This window comes from Paraburkholderia ribeironis (assembly GCF_900019265.1).
GTDB classification, from domain to species: Bacteria; Pseudomonadota; Gammaproteobacteria; order Burkholderiales; family Burkholderiaceae; genus Paraburkholderia; species Paraburkholderia ribeironis.
This window is the reverse complement of sequence record NZ_CYGX02000035.1, coordinates 34,834-54,912: the sequence shown is the minus strand read 5'-3', so window position 1 is coordinate 54,912 and position 20,079 is coordinate 34,834. Positions and strand designations below refer to the sequence as shown.

General features: G+C 58.8%; 12 protein-coding genes. All 12 read left to right on the top strand.

What is annotated here, in order from left to right; all coding sequences use genetic code 11:
* Positions 1-860 precede the first annotated feature (860 nt).
* The 12 genes from wecB to BN2475_RS16920 all read left to right on the top strand — a co-directional run bounded on the left by wecB (position 861) and on the right by BN2475_RS16920 (position 19,922).
* Positions 861-2,027: a non-hydrolyzing UDP-N-acetylglucosamine 2-epimerase gene (gene wecB / locus BN2475_RS16975; protein ID WP_094780661.1), complete on the top strand. Its 1,167-nt coding sequence runs from the start codon at positions 861-863 to the stop codon at positions 2,025-2,027.
* Positions 2,024-3,259 carry a glycosyltransferase family protein gene (locus BN2475_RS16970; protein ID WP_094780660.1) on the top strand — a complete coding sequence of 412 codons (1,236 nt, stop codon included), beginning with the start codon at positions 2,024-2,026 and terminating at the stop codon, positions 3,257-3,259. Before wecB ends, BN2475_RS16970 begins: the two co-directional genes overlap by 4 nt.
* A 5-nt stretch (positions 3,260-3,264) precedes the next feature.
* Positions 3,265-4,113 carry an ABC transporter permease gene (locus BN2475_RS16965; protein WP_094780659.1) on the top strand — a complete coding sequence of 283 codons (849 nt, stop codon included), beginning with the start codon at positions 3,265-3,267 and terminating at the stop codon, positions 4,111-4,113.
* Positions 4,103-5,539 carry an ABC transporter ATP-binding protein gene (locus BN2475_RS16960; RefSeq protein ID WP_245841355.1) on the top strand — a complete coding sequence of 479 codons (1,437 nt, stop codon included), beginning with the start codon at positions 4,103-4,105 and terminating at the stop codon, positions 5,537-5,539. Before BN2475_RS16965 ends, BN2475_RS16960 begins: the two co-directional genes overlap by 11 nt.
* On the top strand, positions 5,532-8,939 hold the full coding sequence (locus BN2475_RS16955; protein ID WP_094780658.1) for a glycosyltransferase: 3,408 nt from the start codon (positions 5,532-5,534) through the stop codon (positions 8,937-8,939). Before BN2475_RS16960 ends, BN2475_RS16955 begins: the two co-directional genes overlap by 8 nt.
* Before the next feature lie 110 nt (positions 8,940-9,049).
* Positions 9,050-9,892, top strand: coding sequence for a glycosyltransferase family 2 protein (locus BN2475_RS16950; protein ID WP_094780670.1), 843 nt, complete (start codon positions 9,050-9,052; stop codon positions 9,890-9,892).
* A 5-nt stretch (positions 9,893-9,897) separates the two neighbouring features.
* Positions 9,898-10,170 carry a hypothetical protein gene (locus BN2475_RS16945; protein WP_143325800.1) on the top strand — a complete coding sequence of 91 codons (273 nt, stop codon included), beginning with the start codon at positions 9,898-9,900 and terminating at the stop codon, positions 10,168-10,170.
* Between the two features lie 718 nt (positions 10,171-10,888).
* Complete coding sequence (locus tag BN2475_RS16940; RefSeq protein WP_143325799.1) at positions 10,889-11,428, top strand: hypothetical protein; 540 nt, start codon at positions 10,889-10,891, stop codon at positions 11,426-11,428.
* A gap of 161 nt (positions 11,429-11,589) precedes the next feature.
* Positions 11,590-14,802, top strand: coding sequence for a beta strand repeat-containing protein (locus BN2475_RS16935; RefSeq protein ID WP_094780655.1), 3,213 nt, complete (start codon positions 11,590-11,592; stop codon positions 14,800-14,802).
* 143 nt (positions 14,803-14,945) lie between these two features.
* The gene (locus tag BN2475_RS16930) at positions 14,946-17,075 is read left to right on the top strand and encodes a type I secretion system permease/ATPase (protein WP_094780654.1); all 2,130 of its coding nucleotides are present in this window, start codon (positions 14,946-14,948) and stop codon (positions 17,073-17,075) included.
* Complete coding sequence (locus BN2475_RS16925; RefSeq protein ID WP_094780653.1) at positions 17,072-18,502, top strand: HlyD family type I secretion periplasmic adaptor subunit; 1,431 nt, start codon at positions 17,072-17,074, stop codon at positions 18,500-18,502. Before BN2475_RS16930 ends, BN2475_RS16925 begins: the two co-directional genes overlap by 4 nt.
* Positions 18,492-19,922 carry a TolC family protein gene (locus tag BN2475_RS16920; protein WP_342744621.1) on the top strand — a complete coding sequence of 477 codons (1,431 nt, stop codon included), beginning with the start codon at positions 18,492-18,494 and terminating at the stop codon, positions 19,920-19,922. Before BN2475_RS16925 ends, BN2475_RS16920 begins: the two co-directional genes overlap by 11 nt.
* The last annotated feature ends 157 nt before the right edge of the window (positions 19,923-20,079 follow it).

The following is a 20,079-nucleotide window of genomic DNA, read 5'->3' as shown; positions in this document are numbered from 1 at the left end:
GGCGGTTTGGCGGTTTGGCAGCGTACTCGCCATCACCAGTCTGGCTCGCGGTGTAGTCGCTTCGCGGGCTGTCTGATGGAGGTCTTTCGGAATTGTCGTATGCCGGTTGCATTGCGCAGCAATTGGCTGCCGAGCGGTCGAAGCGCCCGCCGATAAGCCGCCGATACAAATCGCGGCGGCGTCATACTGCTACGCAGTCACTTTTCGCAATGGTCCATCAGGCACCAGCGCCGTCAACCGCGTAGCTCTCAGGCGTCGAGTCGCACGCGCGATTCACAATCGTGGCTCGAACCGTCGCATGATCGAAGCCTCTCTGCAGCCAGGTACTTCGTGGCGCTTTTTCGTCGAACATGCTTACCTCGATAAACCGGTCGAGTTTGCTCAGTGCACAGCCGGACAGGAAAACTGATGCGAGTTTCCTGCATCGCTTCAAAAATAGAATGTCGAATAGAAACGCGAAGATATTTGTGAACAAGAGCTTTTGCGGGGTGCAATTCAAATCGCACCCTCCTTGCCCAATGATATTCCGGACCACCTACTGCCTGCTTTGACCATCAGACCAATCTGAATGTCACTAATCCGTTGGTTCTTTGCATCGCATTGACACTTATTGACCAAACCAATTGGTCAATAAGCATACCGTAGCAAGCCGAAAAGCGGCGGCTGCAATACGCCAGCGAGATGACTACGCATGCGCGCACCGCCCTGTGAATCCGTCCGGAAGTCTTAATGGCATGTCTGCCGGCAACGACCGAAGTCTCAATCATGAAAACCGGGTTGACTTGTGAATTCGAACTTGAAGAAGAACTTTGATGAAAACTGAAAACGGCTTCGTCATACCGGTCAACCATGTTTAGACTATGAAAAGAAAAATCGCTGTGCTTTTCGGCACCCGTCCTGAAGCAATCAAAATGGCGCCTGTCGTTCGGGCCCTTCGCGAATCTTCCTGTCTCGAGCCGCTGGTTATCGCCACCGCGCAACACCGTGAAATGCTCGATCAGGTGCTTACGGTATTTGGCATCCAGCCCGACCATGATCTGAATCTGATGCGTCCCAACCAGACGCTCGCTGGCCTCACTTCGCGCCTGATTGCTTCTATCGACGATGTCCTGCGCGACACTGCACCCGCCGCAATGCTGGTGCAGGGCGACACGACGAGCGTGCTGGCCGGATCGCTGGTGGCGTTCTACAACAATATTCCGGTCGGTCACGTGGAAGCCGGCTTGCGCACGCACGACATGCGCAATCCATTCCCTGAGGAAATGAACCGCGTCCTCACCGGGCGCCTGACGCGCTGGCACTTCGCGCCCACGGCGTCGTCCGCGCAAAACCTGTGCGACGAGCGCTACCCGGACGAGACCGTGTTCATGACGGGCAATACAGTGATCGATGCCCTGTTCGAAGCGCGCCAGCATCCGGACAAGATTGCGCGCAGCGTGCAAGATGGACGCCGCATGATGCTGGTTACTACGCATCGGCGCGAAAACTTCGGTGAGCCGCTACGGCGCATCTGTGCGGCGGTGCTCCAACTGCTGGAACACGATCCAGTGCTCGAAGTGCTGTTCCCGGTGCATCCAAATCCGAACGTGTCGTCTGTCGTGCGCCGACTGCTGGGTAAGCATCCGCGCGTCAGCCTGTGTGCGCCGCTCGACTATCTGTCATTTATCGCCGCGATGGAAGCCGCGCATTTGATCCTCAGCGATTCCGGCGGCGTGCAGGAAGAAGCGCCAGCTCTCGGTAAACCGGTGCTCGTGCTGCGGGACGAAACCGAGCGTCCTGAGGCAGTGGCAGCGGGCGTGGCGCGACTTGTCGGCACGGACACCAACCGCATCGTCAGCACCGTCTGCCAACTGCTCACCGACCCGGGCGCTTACCTCCAGATGGCGCAGGGCGCATCGCCGTACGGCGACGGCCGCGCCGCGCGTCGCATCGTCGATATCCTCGAGCGCGAACTGGGATGCCGCGAGCAGCCCGCGCGGGATGCCGCTGCGGCAGCGCAGGCTGTGCTGATCGGGGCACCGGCATGAACACGCACACGGAACGGGACACGGCCGGCGGCGTAATGGCTGGCAGCCGCCGGTTGATCTATTTTTCCCCGGTGCCTTACGCGAGCTATGCACAGCGCCCGCATTTCATGGTGAAGGCATTTGCCGACAAGGGCTTCGACGAAATCCTCTGGATCGATCCGTATCCCACGCGTCTCCCAACCTTCGCCGACCTCAAGCGTCTGCGCACGTCTAACGGGGAAGTTGCGCATCCGACGGACCCGCTGGTTCACGTAGTGCGACCACGAGCGCTGCCGATCGAACCGCTGCCGATGAGCGGTGTCATCAACCGCTTTACTGCGTGGCGCGCAGTGTGCAATCAGTTGAAGCGCTTCGCACGCGGCGCCGATCACTGCGTGCTGGGCGTTGGCCGGCCAAGCAAGCTGGCCGACTGGGCGCTGCGGCGCGTGCCGTATGACCGCTCGTTTGCCGACGTGCTCGACAACTTCCCGGATTTCTATCGCGGTGTATCGCGTCTGTCGATGCGCATGCGTCTGCGCGCACTTCTCAGGAAAGCAGGCGACGTTTACTGTTCGTCGACTGCGCTTGCGCTCGATGTGCGCCGCAAGCGCCCCGATGCAATCGCCATCCTCAATGGCTATCCGACCGCCGGTCTGGCCGAGCCATCAGAAGCTGGACGGCGGCGCTACATCGGCTACGTTGGCACCATCGCTGACTGGTTCGATTGGCCGCTCGTGCAGGCGCTCGCCGAAGCACTGCCTGACGTGCCGATCCGTCTGATCGGCCCGGAATTTGTCGCGCGTCCGGCCCATCTACCGGCGAATATCGAACTGCTCGGCGAGGTGCCGCAGGAACGCGCCGTTACGCTGGTGCAGGAATTCTCGGTCGGGCTGATTCCATTCCGCATTAACGCGCTCACGGCCGGCGTTGATCCGATCAAGTTCTACGAGTACCGCAGTTTTGGTGTGCCCGTCTGGTCGACGCCATTCGGCGAGATGCATCACCGCGGTCACTCGCACGGTGTGACGCACATCGCGCCCGATAGCAACTGGCGCGCACTCTGGGACAGCGCGCGGGCAAACGTGGCCAAGGCCGAAGACACTGCGTCGTTTCGTCAGGAGGTGGACTGGAGCCGGCGTTTTGATCCAATGTTTGCGCGCTCGCACCGGGCGTCCGACATGCCAACACGCACATCGCAATTGATGCTCCCGCTCTCGCCCCATACATCCGATCTGGGGCACCCTGATACGTGAAACCGATGAGTCGAACCATTTTTGTCAAGGAAGGCGCTGAACTCAGGCATCGCGCAGCTTTCGGGAAAGTCCTACTCGATCTGTTGACCCATCGGCAACTGCTGATGCAGCTCATGCGGCGTGACATCGCGAGCCGCTACCGCGGATCGCTGTTCGGCACGATTTGGGCGTTCCTTAACCCGCTGCTGATGCTCTCACTGTACACCGTCGTATTTGGTGTCTTTCTCCACGCACGCTGGGCCGGCACGTCAAATAGCCTGCAATTCTCTGTGGTGCTGTTCGCCGGCCTGATCATCTTCAATTTTTTCGCCGAGTGTCTGGGCCGCGCGCCGATGTTCATCGGCGGCCACGTCAACTATGTGAAAAAGGTTGTCTTCCCGCTTGAATTGCTGTCCTGGATGACAGTGGGCACGGCGCTCTTTCACGCCTGCATGAGCATGCTGGTGTGGATTGTCTTTGCCGCGCTCGTCTACGGCACCGTTCAGTGGACACTCGCATTCCTGCCGTTGATCTTCGTGCCGTTGATTTTCATGACGGTCGGCACCAGCTGGATCGTCAGCTCGCTTGGTGTGTATGTGCGCGACATCGGGCAGATCATCGGCGTGCTGACGTCGTTCATCATGTTTCTGTGCCCGATCTTCTACGCGACCGAATCACTGCCGCGAGCGTTTCAGGCACTACTGCGCGCCAATCCGCTGACATTCATCGTGCAGCAAGCGCGCGCCGTGATGCTTGGCGGCCAATTGCCGGATTTTCCGATGCTGGCGATCTATATCGTGTCGAGCTTCGTTTTTGCGTGGCTGTCGCTCGCCTGGTTTCAACGTGCACGAGATGGATTTGCCGATGTGCTCTGAATCGATCACCGAGACTTCCGGCCGGTCGATGCAAGACGACGTCGCCATCCGCATCGAAGGTCTTTCCAAACGCTTCGCCGTGTATCACACGCCGCTGGAGCGCCTGAAGCACGTGATCGCGCCGCGCCGGCAGAAAGGCTGGAGCGAATTCCGGGCGCTCGACAATGTCGATCTGACAATCGCCCGCGGCGAGACCTGTGCAATCGTCGGACGCAACGGCTCGGGCAAATCGACGCTGCTGCAAATCCTCTGCGGTACGCTGCGCGGCACATCGGGTCGCGTCGAGGTCAACGGACGCATTGCGGCGCTGCTGGAACTGGGCGCGGGCTTCAACAACGACTTCACGGGACGCGAGAACGTCTATATGAACGGCGCCGTACTCGGCCTGTCGCGTGCGGAAATCGATGCGCGTTTCGCCGACATCGAAGCGTTTGCGGAAATCGGTGAGTTCATCGATCAGCCGATCAAGACGTATTCGAGCGGCATGTACGTGCGTCTCGCGTTCGCCGTCGCTATTCACGTCGATCCGCAAATCCTCATCGTGGACGAAGCGCTCGCGGTAGGCGACTCGCGCTTTCAGGCCAAGTGTCTGAACCGTATCAAGTCGATGCAGTCCGATGGCGTCACGATCCTGTTCGTTTCACACGATGTCGGCGCAGTGCGCACGCTGTGTGACCGCGCGCTCTGGCTGGATCAGGGCAAGGTGCGCATGCTTGGCGACGCGTTTTCCGTGACGGCGCAGTACAACCAGTTCCTGTTCGAAACGGAAGACGAGCACGAACTCCAGGAGAAGAACGACGCGCGGCTCAGCGAAGCCCGCTGCGCCGAACCTGCGCGCGTTGCCGATACCGCCTCGACGGAGCACGCCGAAGCCTCCCGCACGTCCGACAGCGGTGCCACCGTCGTCGCGAACACCGACGCTGCCGTCGAACTGACGGCAAAGCATCGCCCGATCAATCACTGGGGCAGTCACGTCGGCTCGATTCTCGATGCCGGCATTTTCAACGCACGCGGAGAGCGTCTTTCGACCATGATGGCGCTTGATGACATCGAGATCCGGGTCAAGGTGCGGCCGCCCGCGGCTGCGAACCGTGCGACGCTGAGCGTCGCGTTTTCACTAAAAGATCTGCGGGGTACAGACCTGATCGTATCGACCACGCGGGATCAACGATCGCTCGACTTCACGCAGGTGGACGGCACTGTGCTCGTGCGCTTCAGGATGAAAAACCGGCTCAATGCCGGCAATTATCTGCTGGCGGTGGCGCTCGAAGACCGCGCCAGTGTTATGCCGCAGTACTACGAGTACATCGAGGGCGCGCATTACTTTACCTCGCTCACTGAACACAAGCTGTACGGCACTTTTCTCGCCGACGTCGAGCAAACCATGGACGCGGGCATGCCGCGCTGCGAGTATCAGCATGAGTGACCAGAACAACATAAATAGCAGCCAGTATTGGGACAACCGCTTCGAAAGCGATTGGGAATCGAACGGCGGCCGGGAACAGAGTCGCTTTTTCGCACGCGTCGCCATTGAAGCGCTGCCGCAATGGCTGGTGCACAAGGTGCGCTGGGACAACCTGAGTGTTTGCGATTGGGGTTGCGCGCAAGGCGACGGCACGGAGACGCTCGCGCAGTTGCTGTCGTGGAACGTCACCGGTATCGATTTCTCACGATCTGCCATAGAACGCGCGGCGCGTACCCACCGGAATGCCCGGTTCTCGCACGAAAACCTGCTGGACCGGCCCGATCGTCCGCCGTTTGACGTCGTATTCTCATCGAACACGCTTGAGCACTTCGTGAAGCCGTGGGATGCGTTCGAGCAGATCTCGCATTACGCATCGAAGTTCATAGTCCTGCTGCTGCCATATCGGGAATTCGACCGGCATATCGAACACGAAGTGACATTCGACGCACCCAATATCCCTCTTGCGCCGAATCCGGACTGGGCGCTGGTGTACGAGTCGGTGGTCGACACGCGTTTTCGCGAGCCGACGTACTGGGCCGGCCATCAGATTCTGCTGATCTACGCGCGCACTGCGCAGCTCGGCCTGCAACGGCTCTCGCTTGCAGACGCGAGGCGCTCCGGCGTGGACGCAGACGATACAAGCACGCGCACAAAGCAATCGCTTGCCTATGTCCAAGGGGAAAAATCCCGTGCTCATCAGGCATTGGCACAAGCGGAAAAGGAGAAATGGCGCGCGGACGAAGCATTGGCACAGCTCGATGCTGAGAAGTTACGCGCAGATCACGCGATCGCTCACCTGGAGACGGAAGGGCTGCGCGCGAATCGGGCACTCGCGCAGTTGGAAACCGAGAAGGTGCGTGCCGAACAGACGTTCGCGCAGGCAGAAGCGGAGAAATCACGTGCGGACGAGGCATTGGCGCAGCTCGACGCTGAGAAGTTGCGTGCAGATCACGCGCTCGCTCAACTGGAAGTCGAAAGATCTGCCGCGAAGAATGCGAAGTTCGGTCTGGTCAGTGCGTCCACCCGCATGTCGGTCCTCACGCACGAATGCGAAACCTTGCGCGGCAAGTTGCAACAGTTGACCGATGAGCACGCCAGACTGATCGACGCGACGCATCAGCGCGACGAGTGCATTCACTTTCTGCGGTACCGCCAACAGTCTCTCATGACCGAGGTGACAACCTTGCTTGCCACCCGCAGCTGGCGCTGGACGGCGCCGCTGCGTGTCGTTCGCGGCATGCCGGACTGGATGCGGCGCCGCCTGAACGACGTCAACTACGCTTATGCGCACGGCGGCGTGTGGAACGTGGCGCATCGTTCGCTCGCGTATATCCCGAAGCAAATGAAACGGCGCGGCGAAATCGCACCGGCCGGGACCATGCCGGCGGGATCGGTCGCGCGGTCCGAGCCTTCCAACCCACCGGCCAGTCCCGCCGGCATCACGCTGGCGTCGAAGACGCCCCGTGCATTGCCCGACGTGTTCGTGTTCAGCATCATCGACTGGCACTTCCGGATTCAACGGCCGCAGCATCTCGCACGCGAATTCGCGCAGGCCGGCCATCGCGTCTATTTCTTCTCGAACCATTTTGACGACGCACGCGAGCCCGGCTATTCGATCGAGCGACTGGACGACCTGCTTCCGCTCTATCAAGTCAGGCTGAAGGTTCACCGCGCACCCGCCATCTATTTTGCTGCACCCACCGCTGAGGCCATCCAGCAGATTCACGCCGGAATGCGGCTCTTGCTGGACTGGAGCGGCACCGATCGATCGTGGTCGATCATCCAGCACGGTTACTGGTATCCAATCGCGACCGGCCTGCAGTCCGAATGCCTGGCGTACGATTGCATGGACCACCACGAAGGGTTCGGCAACGTTCCGCAGGAACTGCTCGCGATTGAAGAGCAGATGATGGAGCGCGCTGATTTGCTGGTCACCACGTCGTCGTGGCTCGAAAATCACGCGCGCAAACGCAATTCGCATGTGTCGGTCATTCGCAACGCTGGGCAATATCGCCATTTTTGCGACGCACCGGCCGAGCGCTTCGTCGATCCGCAGGGCCGGCAGATCATCGGCTACTACGGTGCGATCGCGGAATGGTTCGATATCGAGCTTGTTGCGCAGATTGCGCAGTCGTTTCCTGATGCGCTGGTGCTGCTCGTGGGCGCGGATTCCGCGGGCGTCGGCGACAAACTCGCGCGGTATCCGAATGTGCAGATGACGGGCGAGGTGCCGTACGTCAAGCTCCCTTACTATCTGTACGCGTTCGAAGTCTGCCTGATGCCGTTCCGGGTGATTCCGCTGACGCTCGCGACCAACCCTGTCAAGGTCTACGAGTATCTGGGTGCGGGGCGTTCGGTGGTCGGGGTCGATCTGCCGGAAATGGCGCAATTCGGCGATCTGGTGCGCATTGCGGATACACACGAAGGTTTTGTCGGGCAGGTGCGCGCAGCGCTGGCCGCTCTGCCCGATTCGCAGGAAGTCGTCGCGCGCCGCAAAGCATTCGCGGCCGGACAAACCTGGGCGCATCGTGTCGCCGACTTTCGCAACGAGATTCAGGCGTTGCCGCGCCCGAAGGTGAGCGCGATCGTGCTCACCTACAACAACCTGAATCTCACGAAGGATTGCCTCGATAGCCTTGAGCGCCACAGCGACGGAGTCGATCTCGAGATCGTGATCGTCGACAACGCATCGAGCGACGGTACACCCGCGTACCTGTCCGCGTGGGCTGGCTCGCGCGCAAACGTCAAGCTGATCCTCAACGACGACAACCGCGGGTTTGCCGGCGGCAACAATCAGGGGCTCGCCGCCGCGATGGGCGATTACCTCGTCATTTTGAACAACGACACAGTCGTCACGCGCGGATGGGCGATGCGCATGACCAGGCACCTGCGTCACAATCCTTGGCTCGGCATTATCGGTCCGGTAACCAATAACATCGGCAACGAGGCCCGCGTGGATACGCTCTACACGGGACTCGACGCAATGCATATCGAAGCGCAGGCGCTGACTGACCGTTGTCTCGGCGAATGGTTTGAACTGGACACCGTGGCTTTTTTCTGCGCGATGCTGCCCCGTAGTACCTACGAACGTTGCGGCCCGATCAGCGAGGACTACGGCGTAGGCTTCTTCGAGGACGACGACTACTGCCGTCGCGTTCAGGCCGCCGGTCTACGTGTCGGCTGTGCTGAGGACGTGTTTGTGCATCACCATCTCTCCGCGTCGTTCAACAAATTGGGCGAAGAAAAAAAGCGTGCGCTGTTCGAAACCAACCGTGCCATCTACGAGGCGAAGTGGGGTCCGTGGACTCCTCACAAGTATCGAGAAAGCAGGAAGATTGTGAGCGAAGACGCGTACGTGTGATTAAAGCGCGAAATGGTCTTGCGAAACGACTGCCCGAACAAAGGAGGTTACCGCTGCGGTGGGAAGCACGGTGCTGATAACAAATTCTTCATTATATGGGCGTATTGCCGATGAAAATGCCCGGCGCCCGTGGTGAAGAAAACGGCTTATCCGTCTCCATCGTTGTGTACCGACCGGATCCCGCGATTTTGGTGGGCACCTTGGCAAGTCTCTCTGATGCTTGGGCAGCTTTGCGAGTGCGACGTCCGCAATTTCCGGTGACTGTCTACCTGGTCGACAATGGTGGACTTGCAGATATTTCTGCAAGTTTCAACGTGCTGCGCGAAGTTGGAATTGCATGTACGACTATCCGTGGCCATGGCAACGTCGGCTACGGGCGCGGTCACAACCTCGCGATCAAGCAGGCGCGTAGCCGCTTTCACCTCGTGTTGAATCCAGATATCGACGTCGACCGTCATGCACTTGAAAATGCGATGGACTTCTTCGATTGCCATCCAGACGTCGGTCTGCTGGCCCCCCGCGTCGGCGGCGGGGGCAAACGTCTGCAATACCTCTGCCGTCGCTATCCCGCACTGCTCGATCTGTTCATTCGCGGTTTCATACCCATTGTGATCCGTACATGGTTCGCGACGCGTTTAGATCGCTACGAGATGCGCGACGCGATCAACGAGCACGACGTGGTCCTGGATCCCCCCATCATCAGCGGTTGCTTCATGCTATTTCGAACTCAGCTACTAAAAGAACTGGCTGGCTTCGATCCGCGCTATTTCCTCTACTTCGAGGACTACGACTTGAGCCTGCGCGCGCATACATTGGCGCGCGTCGCTTATGTCCCGAATGTGAGTGTGATCCATCACGGGGGCGGGGCCGCGCGCAAGGGCTTCGCGCATATCCGGATGTTCCTGGTTTCCGCGTGCAAATTCTACAACCGCTTCGGGTGGAAATGGCTGTGAGTCAATTGTCGACGCCCGCGAATGACGAGTTTGACTACAACTGGCGCCGCCTGCGTGCGTCACCCGGCGGCAAGACGCCGATCGATCGCGTGGCAGAGCTGGGCGAGCGGCAGAAATGCCAGCTCGACAAGCTGGCCACGCTCGCGGCCTCGATTTACAGGAGTCCTGCGGTAACGACTCACGAGCGGCACCCGCAGCAGACGCTTTTCGGACTGTTGCTCGACGCCGCGGAGGAATCCTGCGCAATCACGAAAAAGACCTCGAACTATTCCAGGTAGTCACGCTCGATGCAAAGGGTGTTCCGCACAGACGACTCACGGCGCGGCAGCGCAGGACAGTTGCTCGCGTAACCCCACCCAGTGAAGGAAGTCCAGTCTGAGACAGACACGCTTCAGGCTCACGCCGCTACTCACTGACGTCCACCAGTCGCACCCGCCGCCCGTTCTGGCGACGGTCCAATACCCTCCGAATGCGCCCGCTTCTCGCGGGCGTTTGCTTACCGGGCGCGTCCTGCTGATCGTGCCCTGCGCCTGTACCTTTCCCTACCAATCAGATGTTTCCGGAGTCGCGGTAAGTATTATCGCAGCTCATAAGATGAACACCTTCAGATGATCAATTAACTTGTTTACGCTAATTTATCTCCTGTCCACTGTTAATGATCAAGTGTGCTTATGAACAATCTTTCGACAAAACACCCTGACGAAAATGGCAATGCCATTCCTCCCGGTATTTATACGATTGAGCAGATGTCCAGTTTGCTGGCGAACCTGCATAGCACTAATATCCGGTGACGTAATGAATTTGACCAGGAGAGTTGCAGTTGTGCTTGGTTGCTGTGCATCCGCTGCGCTTTGGTATTGCCATCGACCAATGGTGCATGCCACAGTCGGAGCCAGGGCTAGTACTGCAAAGGCATGGTCAAACCCGTTCCGGGTATCGTCACCTGCATACCGCGAGGCCGAGGAATACCATAAATGGATACTGAACAATAAGAAGATGGATAGTGTCGTTGGTAGCGAAAGCGACATTGACAGATTAAGGTCGGCGGGCCAGCTAATGTCAAAAGGAATGCCTCGTCTACCGACTGCATTGCTGGAACAATACCTCCCCCTTGTCGGCAGAATTCTGGCCTCCATGAATACTGAAAATTGTGGCGATTTTATCCATGGAAAATTAACAACGTCGAAGTTGATGGATTATGCATATCCAATTATTGAATCGTTTGATAACAATGATGCGAAAACATGGTTCGCCTTCAATAGGTCTGCCATCGACGCTGAATTGGATACTTACCCGATTATTGTTTTAAAAAACACAGACGCGATGCAGGGCATTTTGATGATTGCGAAATCACTGCCTGACTCACAACATAAGTCGTTCATGTCAGATTTGGCTGCCCTGACAAAAGAAAGTAACGACAAGGCATGTACAACGGCCCGGATTCTATTTTACAAAGGCGAATCGTTACCTGAACCTTATCGGGGATACATTGCCCGATTGCTTCTCACGGGGAATGAAGGGCACGAGCCCCTGTGATGCACATGTACTCTCCTTTTCAGACGACGTGTGCAGGCTACTTCGAGGCTACACCAGAGATTTTTGCCGTTGGGCCTTTCGGCGCTTTGTGTTTGTGACATGTTGAATGAATCGCCGATATTTCGCTGGACTGTTCTAAATTAACATGGGATTGCGGAATAATGACTGAATCGATTAGTGAACTTCTCGGGCCGATACTTAATACCATCAATTCGGTTGGCGGTGCCGTGGAAACAACAATCGGAGCATGGATTGACAGTAATTCAACAGACCCCGCGACTCAGGGACACGTCGGGACGGAAATGGGACAAGCAGCGGCGGCTGTCGGTTCGGCGATTGTTACTGGAGTGGGGACGTCCATCGACAGTCTTTACCTGACGAGTCTCGGTACGGTACTCGGTACTGGCGGGACCGCATCAACGGCTCTTGACACCTTACCCTCGCAGCTGGGCAATCTGTCTTCGTCTCTGTCCGCCTATAACGACGCGGTCGCTTCTGGGGATCAGGGTGCAATAAGCTTTACCGGTCTGACTCTGTCAGGTAGCGTTGCATCGGTTCTCAGTTCCATTGGAGGCATAGTATCGGGCGTTGCGGATGCGTTGGCTTCGGCCGGCGTGATCGGAGAAGCAGCGGCAGCCCCCGCAGTGAGTCTAGGATTGGCGATTTCGTCCGCAGCAGGCCTGTTTGCGCTCACCGCAACCAATGCGGTCGTGAATGCAGTGAAGAACGCTGCCGATGCCATCAGTAACCTGCTCAATGACATTGAATCCCAGTCTGGTACTGGCACAGACATCAATACAGGCAGTAGTAGTGGGGACGCCGGGTCTCAAGACGGTTCGGGAGGAGGGCCCGAATCCGGTGCGCCGGGAGCCGCTCTGGGAAAATATGAGGACAGTACTCCGCTGATCAGTCCACTGGTTCTCGATCTGACTGGTTCTGGAATTAACCTGACGCCGCTTAATACCAGTTCTCCTTACTTCGACCTGACCAACGATGGCTTTGCCCGGCAAACGGGTTGGATCGGTACCGGCACGGGATTGCTCTGTTTCGATCCGAATGACCAGAACATCACAAACATTACCCAGTTGTTTGGCAACGCAACGACTGACGGCTTTGACATCCTGCGTCAACTGGATACCAACCGCGACAACGTCATTAATGCATCGGATGCTGCATTTGCAAGCCTGCGCGTATGGATCGATACGAACAGCAATGGTGTCACTGATCCCGGCGAGCTTTACACACTTGGCCAGCTCGGTATCGTCTCTATCAATCTGAATGCTACTGCGGTAAATGAAACCGTTGCTGGCAACAGCATAAGCTCTATCAGCAGCTATACCCTGGCGGACGGGACCACGCACGAAATTGCCGATGCATGGTTTGCTAACAGCACGACCAACACCCGGCCGGTTACGACAGTAGAGGTGACGGCCTCTGCAGCGACACTTCCTCAACTGTCCGGAGGAGGGACATTGCGCGACTTGCGCTCAGCCATGACTCTCGACCAAAGCTTGCAGGCCCTGGTGCAGGCCTTTGTCGATCAATCGAATACCACAGGCCCCTCAGCAGTGGAATCGGCTGTCCAGGCTATTCTGTTCGAGTGGGCTGGAGTCACTCAGATCAATCCATCATCGCGTGGCTCATATATTGACGCGCGCAAGCTCGGCTTCGCCGAAAAGTATCTGGGTAGACCGTTCGTCGGAATTGATGGCACTACCAACCCTGAAATCAGGGCAGGAGCCCTGATGCAACTTGCCTGGAATGATCTGTATGATGGCGCCTTGGCGCGACTCGTCCTTCAGTCGCCGCTGGCCGCCAGCACTGCGCCGGAATTCAGGTACGACTCCATCAGCGATACCGTTCAGGCGGCCTCGACATTCGCTCCCGCATTAGGCGCTGCCTTCCAGCGCCTAGGTGCGATTACCGCCGCGAATCTTGAGTCGTGGGATCTGCTACTGCGTATTGCGGATGCTGCCCGGTTCGACATGGGCATGTCTGTTCCCCTGTTTGAGGAATACGTTGCAGCTGCCACGAACGACACTGTAGCGTCGGTTGCAAGCGCCATCGCTTCGGGACTTCAGATCAGCATGAACGCGTCGGGGCGCATCCAGGAAACCGGCACTGCGATATATGGGGATTTCTATGCAGGTCCTGGAGTCAGTCTGCTGTCTGCGGGCCATGCAGACGTCATCAGCTCTACGCCACTATCGGCCCATGATATTTTCAACTACGCCGCTGGCGACGGCGTTATTGAGATTAGAGAAATAGACAGTAACTGTGCCGCGCCCGCCAACGTGCTGCAACTGGGTACGGGGATCAGCGCGTCATCGATCACAGTAAAAGGCACCAGCTCATCCATTGTGCTGACGGACGGCATCACGGGTGACCAGATCGCCCTGGACAATGAAATGGACATCGTCAACAACTCTGGAGTGCAGAAGCTCCAGTTTGCAGATGGCACGGTATGGACGAAGCAGCAGTTGCAGCAGATGGCGACCACAGGTACCACGGGTAACGACAAGCTGTACGGCACTACCGGTGCTGACGTATTTGACGGCAAGGGCGGCAACGACATCGAATACGGCTACGGAGGCGGCGACACCTTCATTTTCAATCCCGGCTACGGGAAACTGGAAATAAGTGATACGGGCTCCAGCAGCTCACCCGCCAACGTGCTGCAACTGGGTACGGGGATCAGCACGTCATCGATCACAGTAAAAGGCACCAGCACATCCATTGTGCTGACGGACGGCATTACGGGTGATCAGATCACCCTGGACAATGAAATGGACATCGTCAACAACTCTGGAGTGCAGAAGGTCCAGTTTGCAGATGGCACGGTATGGACGAAGCAGAAGTTGCAGCAGATGGCGACCATAGGTACCACGGGTAACGACACGCTGTACGGCACTACCGGCGCTGACGTATTCGACGGCAAGGGCGGCAACGACATCGAATACGGTTACGGAGGCAACGATGTCTACACTCTGCAGCAGGGATACGGTCTTCTCACAATCTACAACGGAACCAGTAGCAACATAGCGGCGGCCGGAGAGCTACTGATAAAAAATGTCGATCCGAATGAAATCTGGCTTCAGCGCGTGGGAAATAATCTGCAAGTTGACGTCATGGGTACAAAGACGGAAGCAACTATCGAGAACTGGTTCAGCTATAGCTATAGCCAACTGGCCGAGGTTGCTGTTAGCGGAGGAGCGTCTGGCAATATGGTACTGGATACGCAGATCAATCAACTAATCCAGGCAATGGCGACTTTTACAGCCAACCATCCCGGTTTCGATCCGACATCATCTGCCAACCCAACCATCACCGACCCTACTGTACTCACTCTGGTGAGCAGTACATGGCATAACTGACATTCAGGGAATAAATCTGTGAAGTGTGCGGGACGCGTGGAATATGAGGAATACGCATCCCGCCATCGCAGTATTAGCTGAGGTAGGTGAAGGATTCACCGATAACAAAGCCCACGAAATGGGTCAATAACAAGGTATTAGCTGTGACAGAAAGAGTGGAGGACATTGCCGCCGATCCGGGGTTAGCGGCGCTCGTTCTGATTGCACGCCTTCACGGTGTAGCGGCTGAGCCAGGCCAGATACGTCATGCGGCTGCATTGAATGATGGACGTTTCGGAGAGCAGGATCTGGTTCTGTCCGCGCGCGCACTAGGCCTGAAAGCGCGGGCAGTAACAGTTAGCGAAGCTCGCCTCGCAAGAACACCTTTACCAGCGTTGCTCCTGGACATCTCCGGTCGGCATTGCGTGCTGGCGGCCTGCGATGCAACGCGCGCCATGATACTGGAGTGTGGTGCGGCGACTACGACGGTGAGTTCGCCTGCACAGGTTATGGACCGCTCTGGTGGTCGTCTGCTGCTGTTCACTTCCCGCGCGTCGCTGGCCGGAGAACTGGCGAAGTTCGACTTTTCCTGGTTCATTCCGGCAATCGTCAAATATCGCCGGCTGCTGCTCGAAGTGCTGGGCGTGTCGCTCCTCCTGCAATTATTCGGCCTTGTTTCACCGCTGATGTTTCAGGTGGTGATGGATAAGGTGCTGGTCAACCGGACATACAGCACACTGAATGTGGTCTGCATAGCGCTGCTGGTCAGCTCAGTGTTCGAAGTCCTGCTGACAGGCCTGCGCAATTACGTATTTGCTCACACGACGAACCGGATCGACATCGAACTCGGCGCGCGACTGTTCCGGCATCTTGTCGCGCTTCCTCTCGCCTATTTCGGTGCGCGTCGTGTGGGCGATACGGTGGCACGCGTGCGCGAACTGGAAAACATCCGCAGCTTCCTTACGGGTCAGGCGCTGACCGCCTTCATCGACCTGATGTTCTCCATCATCTTTCTCGGCGTGATGTGCCTTTACAGCGTCTGGCTAACGCTGCTCGTCGTGCTCTCGCTACCGGTCTATGCGGCGATTTCCATCGCGCTGATTCCGGCGCTGCGCGCGCATCTGAACAGGAAATTCTCGCGCGGTGCCGACAACCAGGCCTTTCTGGTTGAGGCCGTGGCGGGCATGGAAACGGTCAAGGCAATGGCCGTCGAACCGCAGTTCATCAGGCAGTGGGAAATGCAACTGGCGGCCTATGTGGCGGCAGGCTTTCGAGTCAGTTCGCTCGGCAATGTCGGCCAGCAGGCGATCCAGTTCACCGGCAAACTCGTAACGCTCGGCACGCTGTTTTTCGGCGCGAAACTGGTGATCGACGGCAGGCTCACGGTAGGCGAACTGATCGCCTTCAACATGATGGCGCAACACGTCAGCACGCCCGTGCTGCGGCTCGCGCAACTCTGGCAGGACTTCCAGCAAACGGGCATTTCGATGAGCCGCCTGGGTGACATCCTGAATTCAAGGACGGAATTGCCACAAAGCCGCCAGGCACTGCCATCGCTTCAAGGCAACGTGAGTTTCGAGGGTATCCGCTTCAGATATCGGCCGGATGGGCCGCCGATTCTTGACGGCATCAATCTCAACATCCGCGCTGGTCAGGTGATCGGGATTGTAGGCCGCTCCGGCTCAGGCAAAAGCACACTGACAAAACTGGTGCAGCGGCTCTACGTTCCCGAGCAGGGAACGGTCCGCATTGACGGTATCGACCTGGCACTCGCCGACCCGGCCTGGTTGCGCCGCCAGATTGGCGTCGTGCTTCAGGAAAACCTGCTGTTTAACCGCTCGATCCGCGACAACATTGCATTGACCGATCCTGGCGTCGCGCTGGCGGATGTCATCCACGCAGCAAAACTCGCCGGCGCGCACGAGTTCATCTGTGAAATGCCGCAGGCCTACGATACGCTCGTCGGAGAGCACGGCTCGAACCTGTCAGGCGGACAACGACAACGTCTCGCGATTGCTCGCGCGCTGCTCACCAACCCGCGCATCCTGATCTTCGACGAAGCCACCAGTGCGCTGGACTTCGAGACCGAACGCGTCATACAGAACAACATGAAAGCGATCTGTGCGGGGCGCACGGTAATCATCATCGCGCACCGCCTCACGTCGGTCCGGCATGCCGACCACATCATTGCAATGGACCGGGGCCGGATTGTTGAACAGGGCGACCACGGGTCATTGCTCCGCCACGGCGGCTATTACGCTCACCTGGTATCCCTGCAGGACAGCGGGTCATGAAATTCCCACATTCTGTCCGCATGCAGGCGCTGGGCGACCTGCTTGCCCGGTATGCCGCCGTGTTCCGCAGCGCCTGGAACATCCGTCACCAGCTCGATGCTCCCGAGCGCACGTCCCATGAACTCGCGTTCCTGCCCGCGCAGCTTGAACTGGTGGAGACCCCTGTCCATCCGGCACCACGCTGGACCATGCGCGCGCTTGTCGCGATGACGGTACTGATCCTGCTGATTGGCATCTTCGGCAGGCTCGACATTGTGGTCACCGCGAAAGGCAAGTTTGTGCCTGATGATCGTGTCAAGGTAATCCAGCCGGCGATGACGGGCGTGGTGCGCGAAATCCTTGTTCGCGAAGGACAGCGGGTAGCGACTGGGCAGCTCCTCATGAAGCTCGATACCACGCAGGCGGCAGCCGATGCACATAAGGCCGAATCCGCAAGGGTCGATGCCGAACTCGCAGTCGCGCGTGCGACCGCTTTGCTTGCCGCCCAGCACGACGGACACTCACCTGTCGTTGCGCGCGTTGACGGCGTGCCTGACGACCGGATGCAGGAAGCGCAGCGTCAGGCCGAAGGCGCGTATCGCGAGTATCAGGACAGGATGGAAAGCGCGCGTTCGGAACTGCTGAAGCAGCAGGCCGCGCTCGACGCGACCCGTCAGGAAGTCGCGAGACTTCAGGCGACGGCACCGCTCGCACGCCAGCAGGCTGACTCTTACCAGTCGCTGGCCGACGACCGCTACGTTGCGCGCAATGACTATCTCGACAAGGAGCAGACCGCCCTCAGTCAGGAACATGAACTGGCCGCACAGCGCAGTCATGCCCGCGAACTCGCCGCGGGCATCGCAGAGCAGCGCGCCGAAGTCGAATCGACTGCTTCGAAATTCCGGCGCGATCAGCTCGATGAACAGGAAAAGAACCGGCAGCAGGCCACGCAGAACCGCGACGAAGCGACCAAGGCGCAAACACGCCAGGCACTGCTGACCCTGAGCGCGCCGGTGTCCGGCACCGTGCAGCAACTGGCAACGCACACGTTGGGCGGCGTTGTGACCACAGCGCAGTCGCTGATGGAAATCGTGCCTGACGACACCCTGGAAGTGCAGGCGCAACTGGAGAACCGCGACATTGGTTTCGTCACGGTCGGTCAGCCGGTGGCGGTCAAGGTCGAGGCCTTTCCGTACACGCGGTATGGGTTGCTCGCGGGAACAGTCATGTCGGTATCAAACGACGCGGTGCAGGACAAAAAGCTCGGGCTGACGTTTCCGGTGCGCATCCGCTTGTCGACAAACCGGCTTCGTGCGGAAAACAGGTGGATCACGCTGACTCCTGGCATGCAGGTAACAGCCGACATCAGAACGGGCAGGCGCAGCGTGGCGGGCTACTTCCTTGGCCCGCTTATCGAAGGCATGCAGGAGAGCATGCGTGAACGCTAGACGGATCGTGTGGATCGCCTTGACCTCGCTCATGGCGGTAACGCCCTGTGTACATGCCTTCGATGTGCTGCGCACTGAAGGAAGCATTACGGCGACGCCGGCCGGCGCGTTTGTGCCGGACCCGGCCAGTTGCCAGTTCGGGCCACCCGGAGTGCCGTTGGCGCTGGCGGAAGCGGTTCAGCGCGCACTGTGCAGCAATCCGAAAACGCGTGAAGCATGGGCCGATGTAAAAGCAGGCGCGGCGGGAGTAGGCGTTGCCCGTGCCGCGTACCTCCCGACGATTTCAGGCAATGGGCAGATCGTGCGCGAGAATTCGGTAACGGACGTAACGGGTCATCCGAACCTGAGTTCAGCAACGCTCGCGACCGTCCATTCGGAAAGCGTGTCGCTGAACTGGACGCTGTACGACTTTGGCGCTCGCGCGGCGACTGTCCGTAATGCGTCGGCGTTGCTGGCGGCAGCGCAGGCGACGCACAATGCGGCGCTGCAGGATCTTTTTGTGACGGTGGCGAAAGACTATTACGCGGCGCAGGCCACGGCGGGTGCACTAGCGGTCGCACTCGAGGTCGAACGGATGGCCGGCGATAGCGCGGCAGTTGCAACAGCGCGGGTCGACAGGGGCATCGCTCCGATTTCGGATGCGCTGCAGGCGCAGACCGCGTATACGCAGGCCATGCTCAGCCGCATAAAGGCGCAGGGTGCATGGCAGGCCGCGGTGGGCACATTGGCCTCCGACATGGACCTGTCGCCGGATGCTCCCCTGAAGTTGCCGGATGTGACCGACGGCGTTCAGCCGGACGCAGCGTTCGTGCAGTCCGTGGGCGAACTGATCGAAGAAGCCACGCATATACATCCAGGTGTGCTTGCAGCACAGGCACAGGTCGACGCGGCGGCGGCGAAGGTGGACCAGACGCGCGCCGCAGGCCTGCCAAGCATCAGCTTCGTATCGCGATACAACCGCAACAATCAGCCGGCCACATTGGGTCTGGGAATTCCGGAATATCCAGCGACGGGCCGCGAATGGTATGTCGGCGTGCAGGTGACGATTCCGTTCTTCGAGGGCTTCAGTCGCATGTATCAGGTCCGTCAGAGCACGGCGCAATTCGACCGTGCGCAAGACGCGCTCGATGACGCGCGCCAGCGCGTCGGTCTTGAAGTCTGGAACAGCTATCAGGCCGTTCAGACATCGACCGCTACCGTGACGGACAGCGCGACGTTACTCGATATTGCACAGCGGTCATTCACTGCCTCGCAACATCGATATGAGGCGAACGTGGGCAACATCCTCGAACTGCTCAACGCGCAGACCGCGCTGGCAAATGCGCGGCAGCAGCGCGTTCAGGCATTGGCCGACTGGCGTGCTGCCCGACTGAGGCTGGCGGGCAGCCTCGGACGATTGGGCAGCGCTGATATGCAGTGACGAAAAGGAAGGCTTTTCTCGCCGGGAGAAATGATCCCACGACGATTGGCGTCGTTGCGCGTAACCGGATCGCTGTGAGCGGGGCCGTGCCCACCCCACTCCCCACCCTCACCCAACCGCACACCCACAAAAAAGCCGGGCACCCATCGCCCGGCTT